The organism is Sphingomonas sp. Tas61C01 (assembly GCF_052567495.1).
The window spans coordinates 2,191,058-2,207,635 of sequence record NZ_CP199583.1; the positions used below are offsets into that span (position 1 = coordinate 2,191,058).

Annotated in this window: 13 protein-coding genes; 10 read left to right on the top strand and 3 right to left on the bottom strand. The window is 68.7% G+C overall.

Going from position 1 to position 16,578, the window contains the following annotated elements; all coding sequences use genetic code 11:
- The first annotated feature begins 12 nt into the window (after positions 1-12).
- The 6 genes from ACT009_RS10175 (at position 13) to ACT009_RS10200 (ending at position 8,544) form a co-directional block, all read left to right on the top strand.
- Positions 13-3,195, top strand: coding sequence for a TonB-dependent receptor (locus ACT009_RS10175; protein WP_445190975.1), 3,183 nt, complete (start codon positions 13-15; stop codon positions 3,193-3,195).
- A gap of 143 nt (positions 3,196-3,338) precedes the next feature.
- Positions 3,339-4,055, top strand: coding sequence for a SapC family protein (locus tag ACT009_RS10180; protein WP_445190976.1), 717 nt, complete (start codon positions 3,339-3,341; stop codon positions 4,053-4,055).
- On the top strand, positions 4,052-5,077 hold the full coding sequence (locus tag ACT009_RS10185) for a cupin-like domain-containing protein (RefSeq protein WP_445190977.1): 1,026 nt from the start codon (positions 4,052-4,054) through the stop codon (positions 5,075-5,077). The genes ACT009_RS10180 and ACT009_RS10185 overlap by 4 nt, the downstream gene beginning before the upstream one ends.
- Before the next feature lie 13 nt (positions 5,078-5,090).
- The gene (locus tag ACT009_RS10190; RefSeq protein WP_445190978.1) at positions 5,091-6,569 is read left to right on the top strand and encodes a tryptophan halogenase family protein; all 1,479 of its coding nucleotides are present in this window, start codon (positions 5,091-5,093) and stop codon (positions 6,567-6,569) included.
- Positions 6,570-6,718: 149 nt separating this feature from the next.
- Positions 6,719-7,027 carry a hypothetical protein gene (locus ACT009_RS10195; protein ID WP_445190979.1) on the top strand — a complete coding sequence of 103 codons (309 nt, stop codon included), beginning with the start codon at positions 6,719-6,721 and terminating at the stop codon, positions 7,025-7,027.
- Positions 7,024-8,544 carry a methyl-accepting chemotaxis protein gene (locus ACT009_RS10200; protein WP_445190980.1) on the top strand — a complete coding sequence of 507 codons (1,521 nt, stop codon included), beginning with the start codon at positions 7,024-7,026 and terminating at the stop codon, positions 8,542-8,544. Before ACT009_RS10195 ends, ACT009_RS10200 begins: the two co-directional genes overlap by 4 nt.
- A 6-nt stretch (positions 8,545-8,550) precedes the next feature.
- Here the strand turns inward: ACT009_RS10200 and mgrA are convergent, their stop codons facing one another.
- Together mgrA and ACT009_RS10210 are read right to left on the bottom strand one after the other, a co-directional pair.
- Positions 8,551-9,636: an L-glyceraldehyde 3-phosphate reductase gene (mgrA, locus tag ACT009_RS10205; protein WP_445190981.1), complete on the bottom strand. Its 1,086-nt coding sequence runs from the start codon at positions 9,634-9,636 to the stop codon at positions 8,551-8,553.
- 79 nt (positions 9,637-9,715) lie between these two features.
- Complete coding sequence (locus ACT009_RS10210; RefSeq protein WP_445190982.1) at positions 9,716-10,438, bottom strand: haloacid dehalogenase type II; 723 nt, start codon at positions 10,436-10,438, stop codon at positions 9,716-9,718.
- Positions 10,439-10,537: 99 nt separating this feature from the next.
- Between ACT009_RS10210 and ACT009_RS10215 the strand changes: the two genes are divergently transcribed.
- Genes ACT009_RS10215 through ACT009_RS10230 form a run of 4 tightly spaced genes read left to right on the top strand, consistent with a single transcriptional unit; the run spans position 10,538 to position 13,950 of the window.
- Positions 10,538-11,599, top strand: a complete 1,062-nt coding sequence (locus tag ACT009_RS10215; RefSeq protein ID WP_445190983.1) for a diacylglycerol/lipid kinase family protein — start codon at positions 10,538-10,540, stop codon at positions 11,597-11,599.
- Complete coding sequence (locus tag ACT009_RS10220) at positions 11,596-12,510, top strand: hypothetical protein (RefSeq protein WP_445190984.1); 915 nt, start codon at positions 11,596-11,598, stop codon at positions 12,508-12,510. The genes ACT009_RS10215 and ACT009_RS10220 overlap by 4 nt, the downstream gene beginning before the upstream one ends.
- A 13-nt stretch (positions 12,511-12,523) precedes the next feature.
- The gene (locus ACT009_RS10225; RefSeq protein ID WP_445190985.1) at positions 12,524-13,264 is read left to right on the top strand and encodes an NTP transferase domain-containing protein; all 741 of its coding nucleotides are present in this window, start codon (positions 12,524-12,526) and stop codon (positions 13,262-13,264) included.
- Positions 13,261-13,950 carry an HAD family hydrolase gene (locus ACT009_RS10230; protein WP_445190986.1) on the top strand — a complete coding sequence of 230 codons (690 nt, stop codon included), beginning with the start codon at positions 13,261-13,263 and terminating at the stop codon, positions 13,948-13,950. The genes ACT009_RS10225 and ACT009_RS10230 overlap by 4 nt, the downstream gene beginning before the upstream one ends.
- Before the next feature lie 1,381 nt (positions 13,951-15,331).
- Here ACT009_RS10230 and ACT009_RS10235 read toward each other — a convergent pair.
- Positions 15,332-16,552: a class I SAM-dependent methyltransferase gene (locus ACT009_RS10235; RefSeq protein WP_445190987.1), complete on the bottom strand. Its 1,221-nt coding sequence runs from the start codon at positions 16,550-16,552 to the stop codon at positions 15,332-15,334.
- Positions 16,553-16,578: the final 26 nt, after the last annotated feature.

Genomic DNA, 16,578 nt, shown 5'->3' on the forward strand with positions numbered 1-16,578 from the left:
ATCGTCGCATTCATGGCCACGGCGACCAGCGCGGTCGCGCAGACCGGCACCGCACCCGCAGGGTCTGGCGCCGAAGCCACCAACGCGCAGCCATCCGTCGCACCGCAACCCGGCGAAGCCAGCACCGTCCAGCCGACCGGCCAGGACCCGCAACAGGGCCCGGCGGAAGGCGACATCGTCGTCACGGGTATTCGCGCCAGCCTCGATCGCGCGATCGACATCAAGCGTAACTCGGCCGGCGTCGTCGACGCGATCTCCGCGGAAGACATCGGCAAGTTCCCCGACACCAACCTCGCCGAATCGCTCCAGCGCATCACCGGCGTGTCGATCAACCGCGTCAACGGCGAAGGGTCGCAGGTCTCGGTCCGCGGCTTCTCCGGCGGCTTCAACCTGGTGACGATCAACGGTCGCCAGCTTCCTGCGTCCAATGTGGACACCAGCGGCGCGGGCGATTTCGCACGCGGCACCGGTCGGTCGTTCGACTTCCAGAACCTGGCATCGGAAGGCGTCAGCGCGCTCGAGGTCTACAAGACCGGCCGCGCCGCGATCCCGTCGGGCGGTATCGGCGCCGCGATCAACATCGTCACTCGCAAGCCGCTCGACGCGCGCGAGTCGGGTTTCTCGGGCTCGATCGGCGCCAAGGCGTTGTACGACACCAGCCTGAAGGACAAGGAAAGCAAGCTCGACGAGATCACGCCCGAACTGTCGGGCCTCCTCAGCTGGTCCAGCCCCAACCAGATGTTCGGCGCATCGGTGTTTGGCAGCTATCAGAAGCGCAACAGCACCTCGGTGCAGAGCGCGCCGAACTATTTCAACGTCGTTCCGACCGCAGACTTCTTCAATACCGCGGGTCCATACATCAACTCGTCGACCACCATCACCAACCGGCCGACCACGCCATACGTGCTGGTGCCGAACGACAGCCGCTACCAGTTCTCCGAAAATAAGCGGGAGCGCATCAACGGCCAGGCCGTCGTCCAGTTCAGGCCGATGGAGACGCTGACCTTCACCGCCGACGCACTGTTCGCGCAGAACCGCCTGCAGGAGCAGCGTTCGGAGCAGACCAATTGGTTCAACCGTCCGTTCAACCAGGTCGGCTTTGATCAGAACAAGACGATCGCGACCACTGTTTTCCTCCAGGAGAACGAGAATCCGGTCAAGGACGCGGGCTTCGAGCAGCAGTACCGCGCGACCAAGACGCAGCTTCAGTCCTATGGCCTGAACGCGAAGTGGGAAATCGCCGACAGCTTCACGCTGAACCTCGACGGCTACCACGCAGTCTCGAAGTCGACTCCGGATGCCCCGAACGGCACCTCGGCGACGCTGGTCAGCCTCGGCGCTCCCGTCATCGCATCGCAATCGGTCGATTTCAGCAACGGCTTCCCGGTTCAGACCAACGTCGTCAATGACGGCACCATCTCGGCCGGTCCCGATAACATCCTGGGCACCGCCGACGATTATCGCCGCGGCAACGGCAACGGCATCCTCGATGTGGGCGATCTCGGCACCCAGGTCGCGCGGACCAACACCGCGAACCAGAAGCAGCGGATCAACGGCGGTCGCGCCGATCTCGGCTGGGATCTGGGCGGTGGCAGCCGCTTCGACGTGGGCACCGCCTATACCGATACGCTGATGACCTCGACCCGTACCCAGACCCAGCAGCAGCTGGGCGATTGGGGCATCGGCGATCCCGGCCTGGTCCAGACGCTCGCGGGCGATCTCGTCAGTGCCTATTGCCTGACCTGCAAGTTCGACGACTTCAAGCCGCGCTCGACCGGCTCGACGCTGGTCGCCTTCCGCGGCAATGCGGTTGCGCTCAACAACCTGCTGTCGAACTACTACAAGGCGAACGCGATCTCGCAGACCGGCTTCGATTATGATCAGGTCGGCGAGAAGATCTGGTCGATCTACGGCCAGATCACCTGGAAGGGCGACATCGCCGGCCACGACGCCAATCTGGTGTTCGGCACCCGCTACGAGCGTACCAAGACTCGCTCTTTCGCGCGCCAGATCGCCCCGTCGGCGATCGTCTGGCAGTCGGATAACGACTTCTCGGTCGTGTTCCCCAACCTCGCCACCGCGACGCCGGTCGAATTCACCCAGCGCGGTCATTACGAAAACCTGTTGCCGGCGGTCGATTTCAACATTGAACTGGTCAACAACCTGGTGGCCCGCGCCTCGGCAAGCCGCACGCTCGCACGGCCGGACTACGGCAACCTGTTCGCCTCGACCACGGTCGGCGGCCCGCCGCGCCCGACGTCGCTCGGCGGTACCGCCACCGGCAGCCAGGGCAATGCCGGCCTGCTGCCGCTGGTGTCGGACAATTTCGATCTGTCGCTGGAATGGTACTATAAGCCGTCGAGCTTCGTATCGGTCGGGTTCTTCGACAAGCGGGTGCGTAACTTCATCGGCTCGGGCGTGTTCAACCAGCCGCTGCTGGGCCTGCGGGATCCGACTGCCGCCAATGCAGGCAGCCGTTCGGGCACTGCGACCGATCGCCTGAAGGCGCTCGGGGCGGACGTCAGCGACGTGAACCTGTTCACCTACACCGCGCTGCTGATCCAGAACGCCGGCAACACCGGTGCGGCCGATGCGACCTTCCAGGCCAATCGCGGCGCGAACGGCCTGCTCAACCAGGGCTTCGTCGACAACATCCTGAAGGCGGTCGACATCGTCGCCGACGCCAACGACGCACCGTTCAACTTCGCGGTGTCGCAGCCGATCAACAACCGTGATGGCCACATCCACGGGTTCGAGGTCGCCGGCCAGCACTTCTTCGGCGACACCGGCTTCGGCCTGGCGGCGTCGTACACGAAGGTGGACGGCAACGTGAACGTCGACATCGCGGCCAACCCCAACGTCAACGTCTTCGCGTTGACCGGTCTGGGTGACAGCGCGAACGGGTCGGTGATCTACGACAAGAACGGGATTTCGGCCCGAGTGTCGTACAATTGGCGCGCGAAGTTCCTCGCGGCGACCAACCAAGGCGCGAACCGCAACCCGCTGTTCACCGACGCCTTCGGCACGCTGGACTTCAACATCAGCTACGACATCACCGAAAACATCGCGCTGTCGTTCGAGGGCGTGAACCTGACCAGCGAATCGCTTCGCCAATATGGCCGCGACAAGACCAACCTGGTGTTCGCCCAGGAACTGAAGCCGCGCCTGCTGCTCGGCGGTCGCTTCCGGTTCTGATCGGATGCAGTGACGACATGGGAACGAGCCGTCCGGTTGGGCGGCTCGTTTCTTTTTACGCGCTTGGAGCGCCCGACCGGGACGCTTACAGGTCGCGGCACGCCCTGATCGGGCGCGGCAAAACTGGGCGGAGCCCTGATCGAATGACCAATCGCGTCCTGCTGGACAATGTTGCCCATGCCGATCTGACGGTCGCGACGCGGCGCGGTGCCGATCTGGGCGACGCGGTCAATCAGCTGCTCGTGTTCCCGACCGAATTCGAGGCGTTGCAGCGCGACTATCCGGTCCTGTTCCGCCGCCACGACGACAGCACCTTCTACGCGGTCGCCCTGCTCGGGCTCGATCGCGACGAGAATCTCTTCCTTGCGGGCGACGACTGGCACGCGCGGTACGTCCCCGCGATCCAGCAGCGCGGCCCCTTCCTCCACGGCCCGCCTGGTCCCGATAGCGACGACGGGCCTGGCATCTATGTCGATCTCGACGATCCACGTGTCGGCGCGGCAAACGGCGAGCCGCTGTTCCTGCGCCACGGCGGTCGCACGCCCTACCTCGAACGGATCGCCGGCGTGCTCGACGTGATCCGTCGCGGGCACGACGCGCAAGCGCCCTTCTTCGCCGCGCTTACGGAGGCCGCGCTGATCCGCCCGGTGTCGCTCGACATCGAACTCGGCGACGGCACCACCTACACCGTCGCCGACGTGTTCACTATCGATCAGGATCGCCTCGCCGATCTCGCCGGCCCGACGCTGGAGATGCTCCACCGGTTGGGTTTCCTGCGCGCCGCGATCATGGCGGCGACCTCACTCGGCAACGTCGCGCTGCTGATCGAGCGCAAGAACGCGCGCGCGGCGTCGCAGTGACCGCTTTACGCACGACCCGCGTCGTCGATGCCGTCGGCGCGCAGCTATCGCCGGCGGATCTGCTCGCGGACGGGCGGCCGGTGATCCTGCGCGGCGCGGCGGCGCACTGGCCGCTGGTCGCTGCGGGACACGACGGCGCGGATGCCGCCATCGCCTATCTGAAACGCTTCGATGTCGGGCGGGAGGTGGTCGGCTACACCGGCGCGCCGGCGATCGGCGGTCGCTTCTTCTACCGCGACGATTGGACCGGCCTCAACTTCGAGGCGAAGCGCGTCGCGCTGTCCGCCTATCTCGACGCGATCGCGGCACGCCTGGGCGACGCCGACGCGCCGTCCTTCTACATCGGCTCCACCGATCTCGACACCTACCTTCCTGGCCTGCGCACCGGGAACGATCTCGCACTCCCCGCCCCGCCCGCGGGGCACGATCCCGCACTGGTCAGCATCTGGATCGGCAACCGCACCGTCGCCGCGACGCATTACGACATGTCGAACAACCTCGCCTGCTGCATGGTCGGGCGGCGCCGCTTCACGCTGTTCCCGCCCGATCAGGTCGCGAACCTCTATCCCGGCCCGCTCGAACCGACCCCCGGCGGCCAGGTCGTCAGCATGGTCGATCTACGCGCCCCCGATCTCGCCCGCTATCCGCGCTTTGCCGAGGCGCTGGCGCATGCCGAGGTCGCCGATCTCGAACCCGGCGACGTGCTCTTCTACCCCGCCTTGTGGTGGCACAATGTCGAGGCGCTCGACGCCTTCAACGTCATGATCAACTATTGGTGGAACGCGGTTCCGACATTCGCCGACACGCCGATGACCACGCTGCTCCACGGCCTGCTCAGCCTGCGCGACCGCCCCGCGGCGGAGAAGGAAGCCTGGCGCGCGATGTTCGAGCATTACGTGTTCGGCGAGGCTGGGCGGGCGGGCGAGCACCTGCCCGCCGCGATGCGCGGCGATCTTGCGCCGCTCGACGATCGGCGCGCGCGTCAGCTCCGCGCCAAGCTGCTCGCCCGGATGAATCGCTAGGGGAAGAACGACGATGACCGAACAGCTCGTCAAGCGCGTCGTGATCGCCGGCGGCGGCACCGCAGGGTGGCTCGCCGCCGCCGCGCTGTCGCGCCAGCTCGGCCAACTGCTCGACATCGTGCTGGTCGAATCCGAGGAGATCGGCACCGTCGGCGTCGGCGAGGCGACGATCCCGACGATGCGCAGCTTCCACGCGATCCTCGGCCTCGACGAACGCGAGTTCATGCGCGCCACCAAGGCGAGCTTCAAACTCGGCATCAGCTTCGAGAATTGGGCGCGCGACGGCGACCGCTACATCCATTCGTTCGGCGAGATCGGCAAGTCGACCTGGATGGGCGCGTTCCACCATTTCTGGCTGCAGGCCCGCGCCGACGGCATCGATGGCGACATCGGCGATTATTGCCTCGAACTACGCGCCGCCGACGCGGAGAAGTTCGCCACCGGTGAGAACGCACCGGTCAACTACGCCTATCATCTCGACGCCGGCCTCTATGCCAAGTTCCTCCGCGCGCGCAGCGAAGCCGACGGCCTGCACCGGATCGAGGGCAAGATCGCGCAGGTCGAGCGAGACCCGCAGAGCGGCGACATCGCGGCGCTGGTTTTGCAATCGGGCGAGCGGGTCGAAGGCGACCTGTTCATCGACTGCACCGGCTTCCGTGGCCTGCTGATCGAGGAGACGCTCGCCGCAGGCTATGACGACTGGTCGCACTGGCTGCCGACCAACAGCGCGCTGGCAATGCAGACCGAGAGCACCCGGCCGGCGGTGCCCTATACTCGCGCGATCGCACACGACGCGGGCTGGCGCTGGCAGATCCCGCTCCAGCACCGGGTCGGCAACGGGCTGGTTTATTGCAGCGACTTCCTCTCCGACGACGCTGCCCGCGACCGTCTGCTGCAGGCGGTCGACGGCAAGCCGGTCACCGAACCGCGGCTGATCCGCTACCGCACCGGTCGCCGTCGCAAGGTCTGGGACCGCAACTGCATCGCGCTGAGCCTCGCCAGCGGCTTCGTCGAACCGCTCGAATCGACCAGCATCCACCTGGTGATGATCGCGCTGACCCGGCTGATGCAGGTCTTTCCGTTCGCGGGCATCAACCCCGCCACCGCATCGCGCTTCAACGATCAGGCGCGTCAGGACCTGGAGGGCGTCCGCGACTTCATCATCCTGCATTACCATCTGAACCAGCGTCCCGAGCCGTTCTGGCAACGCTGCCGCGAGATGACGATTCCCGATACACTCGCCGAACGCATCGCCCTCTTCCGCGAGGCCGCCCATGCCTATCAGGCGGGCGAAGACCTGTTCCGCGTGGATTCCTGGGTACAGGTGATGCTCGGCCAGCGCCTCCAGCCGCAGGGCCACCACCATCTCGCCCGCATCCTCGGCCGCGAACGGCTCGGCCAGGCGCTCGCCGACATCAAGCGCAACCACGATCGCACGCTGGCCGCTATGCCCCAGCACCAACGCTTCCTCGACGCGCACATGGCCGGCTGAGCCGCCGCCAAAACCTCGCCGATCCGGGCGGGGAAACACATTCAATCCGGTAAGCTTACGATCTATTTACCATCTCTTCGTAGGCACGCTGCATGGCACCTGTCGCTAACGATGGCTCGACGCCCATGATCTGCCCGACTGGCTTGCGGATGGCGATGCGTTTCCGCTTCGGGGGCGTGATCCTGCTGGTGCAGCTGCTGCTGGTCGCGGGGGCGGGGTTGCTAATCATCGCGCCGCCCGCGAATGGGGCGATGATGCTGGTCCCGCTCGGCCCGCAGGCCGCCAACGCGCTGCCGCTGCTGGCGCTGGTCGGCGACGTGCGGCTGCTCGCGCGCGGGCCGCTGCCCGGCTCGCTGCTGGTCTATGGGTCGCGGCGCGCCCGCACATTGCTCCGCCACGGAATCGTCACTCTCGCCAGCCCGCCCTCGCTGTGCGGCAAGCTGCCGGCGCGCGGATGAGCGACCTCGACGATCTCCGCCTGCGCGGCATCCAGCTGATCGCCGCGCTTGGCGCGATCTGCACCGTCGTGCTCGCCGGCTTCGCCTGGTCGGGCGCGAGCGGCGGCTGGAACGCCACCGGCATCGGGCTGATGCTGATCCTGACACCGCTACACTGCGCGGCGGTCCGGCGCACCGATCTGCCCGCGCGGCTCGCTGCGGCGCTCATGATCGCGGCGCAACCCGCGCTGCTGCTGTTCGTCCTGCAAGGCGCCGCCTGGCAGCTCGACATGCACATGTATTTCTTCGTCGGCCTGGCGACGCTGACGATCCTCTGCGACTGGCGCCCGCTGGTGCTCGCCTCGGTGGTAATCGCCGCGCATCACGTGCTGCTGTCGATCGTCGCGCCCGATTGGGTGTTCGCGGGCGGCGGTGGGCTCGCGCGGGTCGGCGTCCACGCGCTTGCGGTCGTCCTGCAATGCGGCATCCTCTGCTACATCGCCCGCCAACTCGCGATCCTGATCACCGCGCAGGCTGCCGCGCTCGCACACAGCCGCGATCTGGCCGCCCAATCCGCCGCCGCGCAGACCCGCGCCGAAGCTTCCCTTGCCGCCGCCAAGCTGGCGGAGGAGCAGGCCGCGATCGAGCGACGCCTGCGCCAGGATGAACTCCGCGCCGCAGCGGAACGCCGGCGTGCCGACATGCTGCGCGTCGCCAGCGAGTTCGAGGAATCGGTCGTCGGCGTCGCCGATGCGGTCGGCGAGTCCGCCAAGCTGCTCGAACGCTCGACCCTCGCGCTCGACACCGTCGCGCGCGGTGCCGGTCGCCGCGCGGGCGAGGTCGCGGATGCGGCACGGGCAGCCTCCGCCGCCGCGAGCGACGTCGCGACCGAAGTCGGCGCGCTATCCCGATCGATCACCGGGATCGCGACCAACGCCACCGAACAGGCCGAACTCGCCCGCCACGCCCGTGCCCGCTCGCTGCTCGGCGGCGATGCGATCCGGACGCTGGCGACCAGCACCAATGGTATCGGCTCGCTCGCGACCACGATCGCGGGGATCTCCGCGCAGACCAATCTCCTCGCGCTAAACGCCACGATCGAGGCGGCGCGCGCAGGCGAGCATGGCCGCGGCTTCGCGGTGGTCGCGTCGGAAGTGAAGGGACTCGCCGACCATACCGGCCGCGCGACCGGCGAGATCACGCAGCTCGTCACCGGCATCAATGCCCGCGCCGGCGATGCCGAAAGCAATTTCGAACAGGTCGCCAGCGCGATCGTCGAGCTCGCCCGGGCCGCCGACGCGATCGGCCACAAGGTCGACGATCAGCGCCGCGCTAGCGATGCGATCGAACGCAGCGCGCTGTCCGCGGCACGCGGTGCCGACGACATGGCGCAGCGCGTCGCCGACGTGTCCGACGCGGTCGACGAAGCCGGTACGCTGACCGCCAATGTCCAGGGCACCGCCCGTCAGCTCGTCGGCGAGGTGGCAACGCTGCAGAGCGCGACCGGCGCGTTCATCGCGATGCTCCGCGCCGGCTGACCGCGCCTAGCTGGCGGCGGCTCTCGGCACGCCACCCGCCGCGGGCAGATCTTCGATCCGCGAGGAGACTTCCCACAGGTCGATGCCGCCGTCCGCGGCATGCTCGTCGATCGCGCGGCATTCCGCCTCGCCAAAGTCGAGCCGCTTCACCGCATCGAGACTGTCGTCGAGCTGCGCCACCGTACGCGCGCCGATCAGCGCCGAGGTGACCCGCGGATCGCGCAATACCCACGCGATCGCCATCTGCGCCAGCGATTGCCCCCGCGACTGGGCGATATCGCCGAGTGCGCGGATCCGCTGGAGGTTGTCGTCGCTCAGCAGCCGCTGGTCGAGCGACCCGCCTTTCGCCGCACGCGCGTCGTCCGGTACGCCGTCGCGATACTTGTCGGTGAGCATCCCCTGGGCGAGCGGCGAGAATGCGATGCAGCCGACCCCGAGGTCGCCGAGCGTGTCGAGCAGTTCGCGCTCGATCCAGCGGTTGAGCATCGAATAGCTCGGCTGGTGGATCAGCAGTGGCACGCCCTCGGCTGCCAAGATCGCCGCCGCCCGGCGGGTGAGCGCGGGCGAGTGCGACGAGATGCCGACATACAGTGCCTTCCCCTGGCGATGCAGCTGGGCAAGCGCGCCCATCGTCTCCTCGAGCGGCGTATTTTCGTCGACCCGGTGCGAATAGAAGATGTCGACATAGTCGAGGCCCAGCCGCTTCAGGCTCTGGTCGCAGCTCGCCAGCACATGTTTGCGGCTGCCCGACGGTCCGCCATAGGGGCCCGGCCACATGTCCCACCCCGCCTTGCTGGAGATCACCAGCTCGTCGCGGTGCGCGCGCAGGTCGGTCGCGAACACCCGCCCGGCATTCTCCTCCGCCGATCCGTACGGCGGACCGTAATTGTTCGCGAGGTCGAAATGCGTGACCCCGCGATCGAACGCCCGCATCATGATCGCGCGCCCGGTCTCGAAAACGTCGGTGCCGCCGAAATTCTGCCAAAGGCCGAGGCTGATCGCAGGCAGAACGAGCCCGCTCCGCCCGCAGCGGCGGTACGGCATGCGTCCGTCATAGCGGTTCGGATCGGGGCGGCTGGGATCGATCGGCATAATCAAGGCTCCTGGGGGACAGCGACGATATCTCCCGGCGCGGGCGGTTGTTCCAATGCCGTCGACGAGGGTCGAACGATCAGCCCGACGCGCATCCGAGCTGGTCGGCAAGGTCGGTCAGCGCATCCGCGGCCCAGTCCCAACACTCTGCCGCTCCGGCATCGGGCGCCACCCGACCGCCATACTCCATCGGGCGATCGACATAAGCCGTGCGGAGCCCGCACCGCCTGGCCGCGGCGAGATCGCTGTGGTGCGAGGCAACGAGGCACAACTCGCCCGGCTGGACGTCGAGGATCCGGGCGACGCGCAGATAGGCGTCGGGATCTGGCTTGTAGGCGCGGGTCACTTCCGCCCCGAGCAGCGCATCCCATGGCAGCCCCGCCCGCCGCGCCATCGCCAGCATCAGCGCGATGTTGCCGTTGGTGAGCGTGACGATCGGGAAATCGCGCCGAAGCCGCGTCAATCCCGCGACCGCATCTAGCCAGGGATCGAGCCGGTGCCAGGCCCGGTTCCAGTCGTCGAGCAGGGCAGGATCGAGACCGGCGACGTCGACGCCATGCGCACTCAGCGCCTGTTCGAGCATCTCGCGATGGAGCACGTCGAGCGGCTCGAACACGCGCCCGCTTGCCCTGAACGACGCCATGACCTCGATATAGCGCGATCGCCAGGCATCCGCGAAAGCGGCTGCATCGATCTCGGGGCGGCCGATCGCGACGAGGAACCGCGCCGACTGGGCCGCGATGCCCGAGCGCCAATCCACGACCGTGCCGAACACGTCGAAGGCCAGCACCTTCGGCAGCACAGGTGGTGCGGCGATGAGGTGTTCCGTCCCGACCAAAGCCGCCGCTTCCCAACATTACGAATTGATGACGACGTGATGATCAGTCTAGTGTGCACACAGATGAAATCTGACAAGGTCTTTTTCGATACGGGCGCGCACCTGGTTGCCTTACCCCTGTCGCGCAGCGGGTTGGCGCCAGCCTATGCCGCGCGTGCCGGGCGCGAGGAGCCGCGCATCGGCGAGCCCGACGGCGTCCGGCGGCCGACGGCGCGGATTGGGATCGTGTTCAATCGTCGCGCGCATCGCAACCTGCAGCAGGCGGGCGCGCTGCCGACCGCGGACCAGTCGCTCGACTGGGCGTCGCCGCAGACCGCGGCCGAACTGTCCGCGGCGCTCGCGCGCTTCGCCGCCAGCAAGGTCGATGCGATTGTCGTCGACGGCGGCGACGGCACGATCCGCGACGTGATCACCGTCGCGGCGGAGCATTTCCCCGCTGGCTTGCCGCGGCTGGCGGTGGTGCCGTCGGGCAAGACCAACGCACTCGCCTTCGATCTCGGCATTCCGCGCGATTGGACGCTCGACGACGCCCTGGCGACGATAGCGAACGGGCGGGTCGATCGACGCGCGCCGATCGAGATCACCCGCGCCGACGGCTCCACGCCGGTGGTGCGCGGCTTCCTGTTCGGGGCCGGCGCGTTCGTCAAGGCGACCGCGTTGGCGCAAGGCGTGCACCGGCTCGGCGCTTTTCGCGGGCTGGCGGTCGCGATGTCGATCGGCGGGGCGATCGCGCAGACGGTGTTCGCGGGCAGCGGCAATCCCTGGCGCCAGGGCGAGCGGATGCGGATCGAGCTTCAGGATGGCCGCATCGTCGAACATCGGCTCTATTTGATGATCGCGTCGACGCTGGAACGCTTGCCGCTTGGCCTGAAGCCGTTCGGGCGGGTGCGCGCGGGGCTGAAGCTGCTCGGGGTGGACGCGCCGCCGCGCCGGGTGCTGCTGACGCTGCCCGCGCTGCTCGCGGGGTCGGAGAAGGACTGGTTGCGGCGTGCTGGCTATCACCGCGGCGATGTCGATCGGCTCGACGTGACGCTGGACGGCGGCTTCATCCTCGACGGCGAGGCATATGAGGGCGGCGCCCTGACCATCGCCAAGGGCGCCCCGCTCGACTTCTTCGTGCCATGACCGGGGGGCTACAGGCCTATGTAGCCGACGCGCTCGCCACCGAAACACCCGACGAGGTCGTCACCCTGGCGCGCATGCTCGCCGAACGGCTCGGCGGCACCGCGGTGCTGTTCTACGGGTCGGTGCTGCGGACCGGCGCGCTCGGCGACATCCTCGACTTCTACGTCCTGACCGATGGTCGCCGCGGCACGCCGCTGCGCCGGCTCGGCCTGCGCTGGCTGTGGCCCGACATCAGCTATCACGAGATCGCGGTCGGCCGGAGGATCCTCCGCGCCAAGGTCGCCACGATGCCGTTCGACACCTTCGAGCGCGCGACCGGCGGCGGATCGGTCGACACCACGGTGTGGACCCGCTTCGCGCAACCCGCGGCGCTCGTCTGGGCGGATCGCCCTGCGTCGCGGCTGCGCGCGGTCCGCGCGGTCGCGGCGGCGATCGTGACCGCGTCGCGCTTCGCCGCGGTACTCGGCCCGCAGTGTGGATCGACCCGCGACTATTGGCTGGCGCTGCTCCGCGAGACCTACCGGACCGAATTCCGGGTCGAGGCGCCCGGAAGGGAGGCGCAGATCGTCGGCCACGCCCCCGCCCATTTCGATCGCGTCCTGCCGCTGGCATGGGATGCGGGCGGGATCGCGTATGCGCGCCAGGGCGACACGCTGGTGCCGCGGATCGGCTTCGATCTCTGCCGGACGGTGGCGGAACAGTGGATGCTGTGCTCGGCGATGGGCAAGTTCCTCAACATCGCGCGGCTGATCAAGGCCGCCTTCACCTTCGACGGCGCAGCGCGCTACGGCCTCTACAAGATCGAGCGCCACACCGGCGTCCGCGTCCAGCTCACCCCGTGGCGCGAACGCCATCCGGTGCTCGCCGCGCCCGCGGTGCTGTGGCGGGTCCTGCGCACCACGCCGTCATGACGGACCGCACGGCGTGAGCACCGCGCTGGTGCTCGCGGGCAATCGCGGCGGCGTCGATCCGGTCGCCGCCTATGCGGGGGTGACCGACAAGGCGCTGATCGAGATCGGTGGCCGGACCATGCTCGCGCGCGTCGTCGCCGCGTTGCGTGCGGCGGGGATGACCCGGATCCTGGTCAGCACCGCGAGCGAGCCGGTGCGCGCGCACGCCAGCGATCTCGGCGCGGAACCGATCGCGGCCGGCCCCGGCCCCAGCGCGAGTGCGCGAATCGCCTTCGTCGAGGCCGGCGCACCGTTGCTGGTAACCACCGGCGACCACCCGCTGCTGCGCGCCGAATGGGTCGACGCGTTCCTGCGCGACGTCCCCCCGGGCACCGATGTCGCCGCGCTGCTCGCCCGGCGCACCTCGATCGAGCGCGATGCCCCGCCGACCAGGCGCACCTATCTGCGCTTCGCCGACGGTGACTGGTCGGGCTGCAACCTCTTCCTGCTCGCGACCCCGAAGGCGGTCGCGGCGCTCGACCTGTGGGAGCGGGTCGAGCGCGATCGCAAGCGGCCGTGGCGGATCGTGCTCCGCCTCGGCGTTCCGCTGCTGGTCCGCTACGCCCGCGGTCGCCTGCCGCTTGCCGAGGGGCTGGCGCGGATCGGCGCGCGGGTCGGCGCCCGCGCCGCGCTGGTCGAATGCGCGAGCGGGCTGGCCGCGATCGACGTCGACAAGCCGGCGGACCTCGATCTCGTCCGCCGCCTGATCGCGTGAGCCCGCCGCGAGCGATCGCGATCTACGATCTCGATCGCACCATCACCAGCGTCCCGACATGGACCTTCTTCCTGCTCTTCGCGGCGCGCCGGTTGGCGCCATGGCGGCTGGCGCTGGTGCCGCTGCTGCCGCTCCAGGCGCTCGCCAAGACGATCGGCCTGATCGATCGCGACCGGCTGAAGGAGCTGATGCACCGCACGATGCTCGGACCGCGCCTGCCCGCCGCGCGGATCGAGGCGACCGCGGCGGCCTTCGCCGATCTCATGATCGCGCGCCACATCCGCCCCGGCGCGCTGGCCCAGATCGCCGCCGATCGCCGCGACGGCTACCGGATCGTTATCGCCACCGCCTCGCACGCCTTTGTCGCCGCGCCGATCGCCGAGCGCCTCGGCATCGACGACCTGATCGCCACCCGCGCCCGCTACGACGCGGCCGGACACCTGCTCCACACGCTCGATGGCCCGAACCGGTACGCCGGCGCCAAGCACGCGGCAGTGCTGGCGTGGCTGTCGGCCGCCGATCGCGACGCCGCTACCGTCCGCTTCTATTCCGACGACGTGTCCGACGCGGCGACGCTCGGCTGGGCCGACGAGCCGGTCGCGGTCAACCCGAGCCCGCCGCTACGCCGGCTCGCCGCCGCGAAGGGCTGGCCAATCCGCGACTGGGGCGTGGCGCGCAGCCGATAGACGAGGTGCGGCAGCGTGCCGACCCTGACCGCCGCCGCCAGCCGATAGTCCCTCCCCAATACTGCACGGAGCAACGCCTCCACTCGCGGATCGGCGTTGCCCTTGCTGGTCCGCACCACGATCACCCCCGGTCGCGCAGCGAGTATTCGGCGCATCTCGCCGAGCTGGTCGACCCCGATCGCCCCCGCCTCGCGTCGCTGCGCCAGGTGGCTGCGGAACACGAAGCGCGACGGCAGGCAGGACCGGGTCAGGTGATAGAGGATCGGTTCGCTGCCGAACACGAACAGGCACCCCGCCGGTCGCAGCCCGATCTGCGACACCAGCGCCGCCACCTGTCGCGCGGTACCGCGCCGCTCGACATGATCGTGCGCGACGAACGCCCCCGCCGCCATGCCAAGCACCAGCACGAGGGCCGCCGCAATCCCCGTCCCCAGCCCCGCCCCCGCTGCGATTGCCAGCGGCAGCAGCAGCGGCAGGAAGAATTGCAGCCGGAAGGTGCCGACCGCGAGGATCGCCACCGTCGCGACCGCCAGCCACGCGATCATGAACCATGCGCCGGGCCCCGTCGGCCGCCGCAGCGCCAGCACTGCGGGCACCGCCAGCGGCACCAGCACCGCCACGCCGCCGAGCAGCTGAACGAGGCGCGAACCCCCGCTGCCGTCCTCCCCGCGCGCGAAGATCGACACGAAGTTCGCGAACACGAACGTGTCGCCCTGCCCGATCGCGCGATAATAGCCATAGGCGGCGGCGGTCGGCGCGAGCGCGATCGCTGCCCAGATCGTCCCCTGCGCCACGATCCGGCCCCAGCCGGCACTTCCGCGCCACAGCGCTACCAGCAGCGCCACGCCGAACAGCGCGCCTTCCAGCGCCGCGGTGTATTTCAGCTGGATCGCGATCCCGACCAGCGCCATCGCCCCCGCCCCGCGCCTGCCGATCCGCGCGCCCGGTGCGCTCATCAGCGCGCCGACCAGGATTGCCGCCGCCCCCGCCATCGGCAGATCGTAGAAGATCGGCGCCTGCCCGCCCGCGCCGTCGCATATCATCGGCCAAATCAGGTAGAGCAGCCCCGCCACCGTCCCGCCGCGGCCGAGCGACCGATCGGCGAGTGACGCGGCGATCGTTGCGGTCGCGGCGACGCACAGGGTTGCCACTATCTGATACGCGACCACGCCATCGCCGCCGAGTAGCCGGATCGCGGCATAGACCAGGAACAGCCCGATCGGCTTTCGATCCCAGATGTCGACGAAAGGCAGTGCCCCGTGGAGCATGCGATCGCCGACCAGCAGGTAGAATTGCTCGTCGACGTGGATCACCGGGTCGCCGAACAGCGCTCCGCGGATCGCGAACGCCGCGACCAGGTAGAGGACGATGCGGCGCACCGTCATGCGTCGCGCAAGTGCCGCTCTGCCTGGACGATCTCCGTCCGCGCGATCGCGGGAACGTCGCGGCTCTTCGCATAGGCGAGCTGATAATTGACCAGCCCGCCGTGCCGGAACGCCGAGATCGCGCCTGCCAGATAGAAGGTCCACAGCCGGTAGAAGCGCACGTCGTAGATCGCCTCGATCTCGGCCTTTGCGGCGACCGTGCGCTCGTACCAATGTTCCAGCGTCAGCGCGTAATGGAGCCGCAGCGTCTCGACATCGGTGGTGACCATCCCCGCCGCCTCGCTTGCACCGAGGATCTCCGACAACGCGGGATTGTAGCCCCCAGGAAAGATGTACTTGGCGGTGAACGCGTCGGTCGCCCCCGGCCCGCCGACCCGCCCGATCGTGTGCAGCAGCATCATTCCGTCATCGGCAAGCAGGCTGCGGCACTTGGTGAAGAACCGGCGGTAATGCGGCGCGCCGACATGTTCGAACATCCCGACCGAGACGATCCGGTCGAACCGGCCGTCGAGCTCGCGATAGTCGATCAGCTCGAACTTGACGCGATCCGCGACCCCCGCGTCGGCCGCCCGCCGCCGGGCAACGCCGAGCTGCTCTTCGCTCAGCGTCACGCCGAGCACGTCGACATCGGCGACGCGGTTCAGATACAGCGCCATCCCGCCCCATCCGCAGCCGATGTCGAGCACCCGCTGGCCCGGCGCGAGCGCCAGCTTGGCCGCGATATGCGCCTTCTTGTCCGCCTGCGCGCGCTCCAGCGACACCGCAGGATCGGTGAAATAGGCGCAGCTATATTGGCGGTCGGCGTCGAGGAAGAGATCGTACAGCCGATCCGACAGATCGTAATGATGCGCGACGTTGCGCCGCGACGCGCGCAGCGAATTGAACCGCCCGACCGTGCCCAGCAGCCGTTTGCCGATCTTGCGCTTGCCGTCGATCCCGCCGCCGCGCTCCCACGGCACGTTCGATCGGATCAGGTCCAGCAGAGCGACGACGTCGCCGCGATCGACCACCACCCGGCCGTCCATGAACGCCTCGCCCATGCCGAGCCGCGGGTGCCGCGCGATGAAATCCGGGGCGCGGGCATCGAGGAAGCGGATCGTCACCGGTTCGCGCGCGGGGTCGGGGCTGCCATAGCGCCGCTCGCGTCCGTCCGCGGTGATCACGGTGAGGTCGCCGCTGCGCACGATCTTGCGGAGCATCTTGTCGAGCAGGAACATGGCGATCCGTTTTCCGGCCCTCGACG

Bases quoted from the DNA above. Each gene is read 5' to 3' on its own strand.
- ACT009_RS10175 (WP_445190975.1), top strand. From the start codon at position 13: ATGGCCACGGCGACCAGCGCGGTCGCGCAGACCGGCACCGCACCCGCA.
- ACT009_RS10235 (WP_445190987.1), bottom strand. From the start codon at position 16,552: ATGTTCCTGCTCGACAAGATGCTCCGCAAGATCGTGCGCAGCGGCGAC.
- ACT009_RS10190 (WP_445190978.1), top strand. From the start codon at position 5,091: ATGACCGAACAGCTCGTCAAGCGCGTCGTGATCGCCGGCGGCGGCACC.
- ACT009_RS10195 (WP_445190979.1), top strand. From the start codon at position 6,719: ATGGCGATGCGTTTCCGCTTCGGGGGCGTGATCCTGCTGGTGCAGCTG.
- mgrA (WP_445190981.1), bottom strand. From the start codon at position 9,636: ATGCCGATCGATCCCAGCCGCCCCGATCCGAACCGCTATGACGGACGC.
- ACT009_RS10220 (WP_445190984.1), top strand. From the start codon at position 11,596: ATGACCGGGGGGCTACAGGCCTATGTAGCCGACGCGCTCGCCACCGAA.
- ACT009_RS10180 (WP_445190976.1), top strand. From the start codon at position 3,339: ATGACCAATCGCGTCCTGCTGGACAATGTTGCCCATGCCGATCTGACG.
- ACT009_RS10215 (WP_445190983.1), top strand. From the start codon at position 10,538: ATGAAATCTGACAAGGTCTTTTTCGATACGGGCGCGCACCTGGTTGCC.
- ACT009_RS10200 (WP_445190980.1), top strand. From the start codon at position 7,024: ATGAGCGACCTCGACGATCTCCGCCTGCGCGGCATCCAGCTGATCGCC.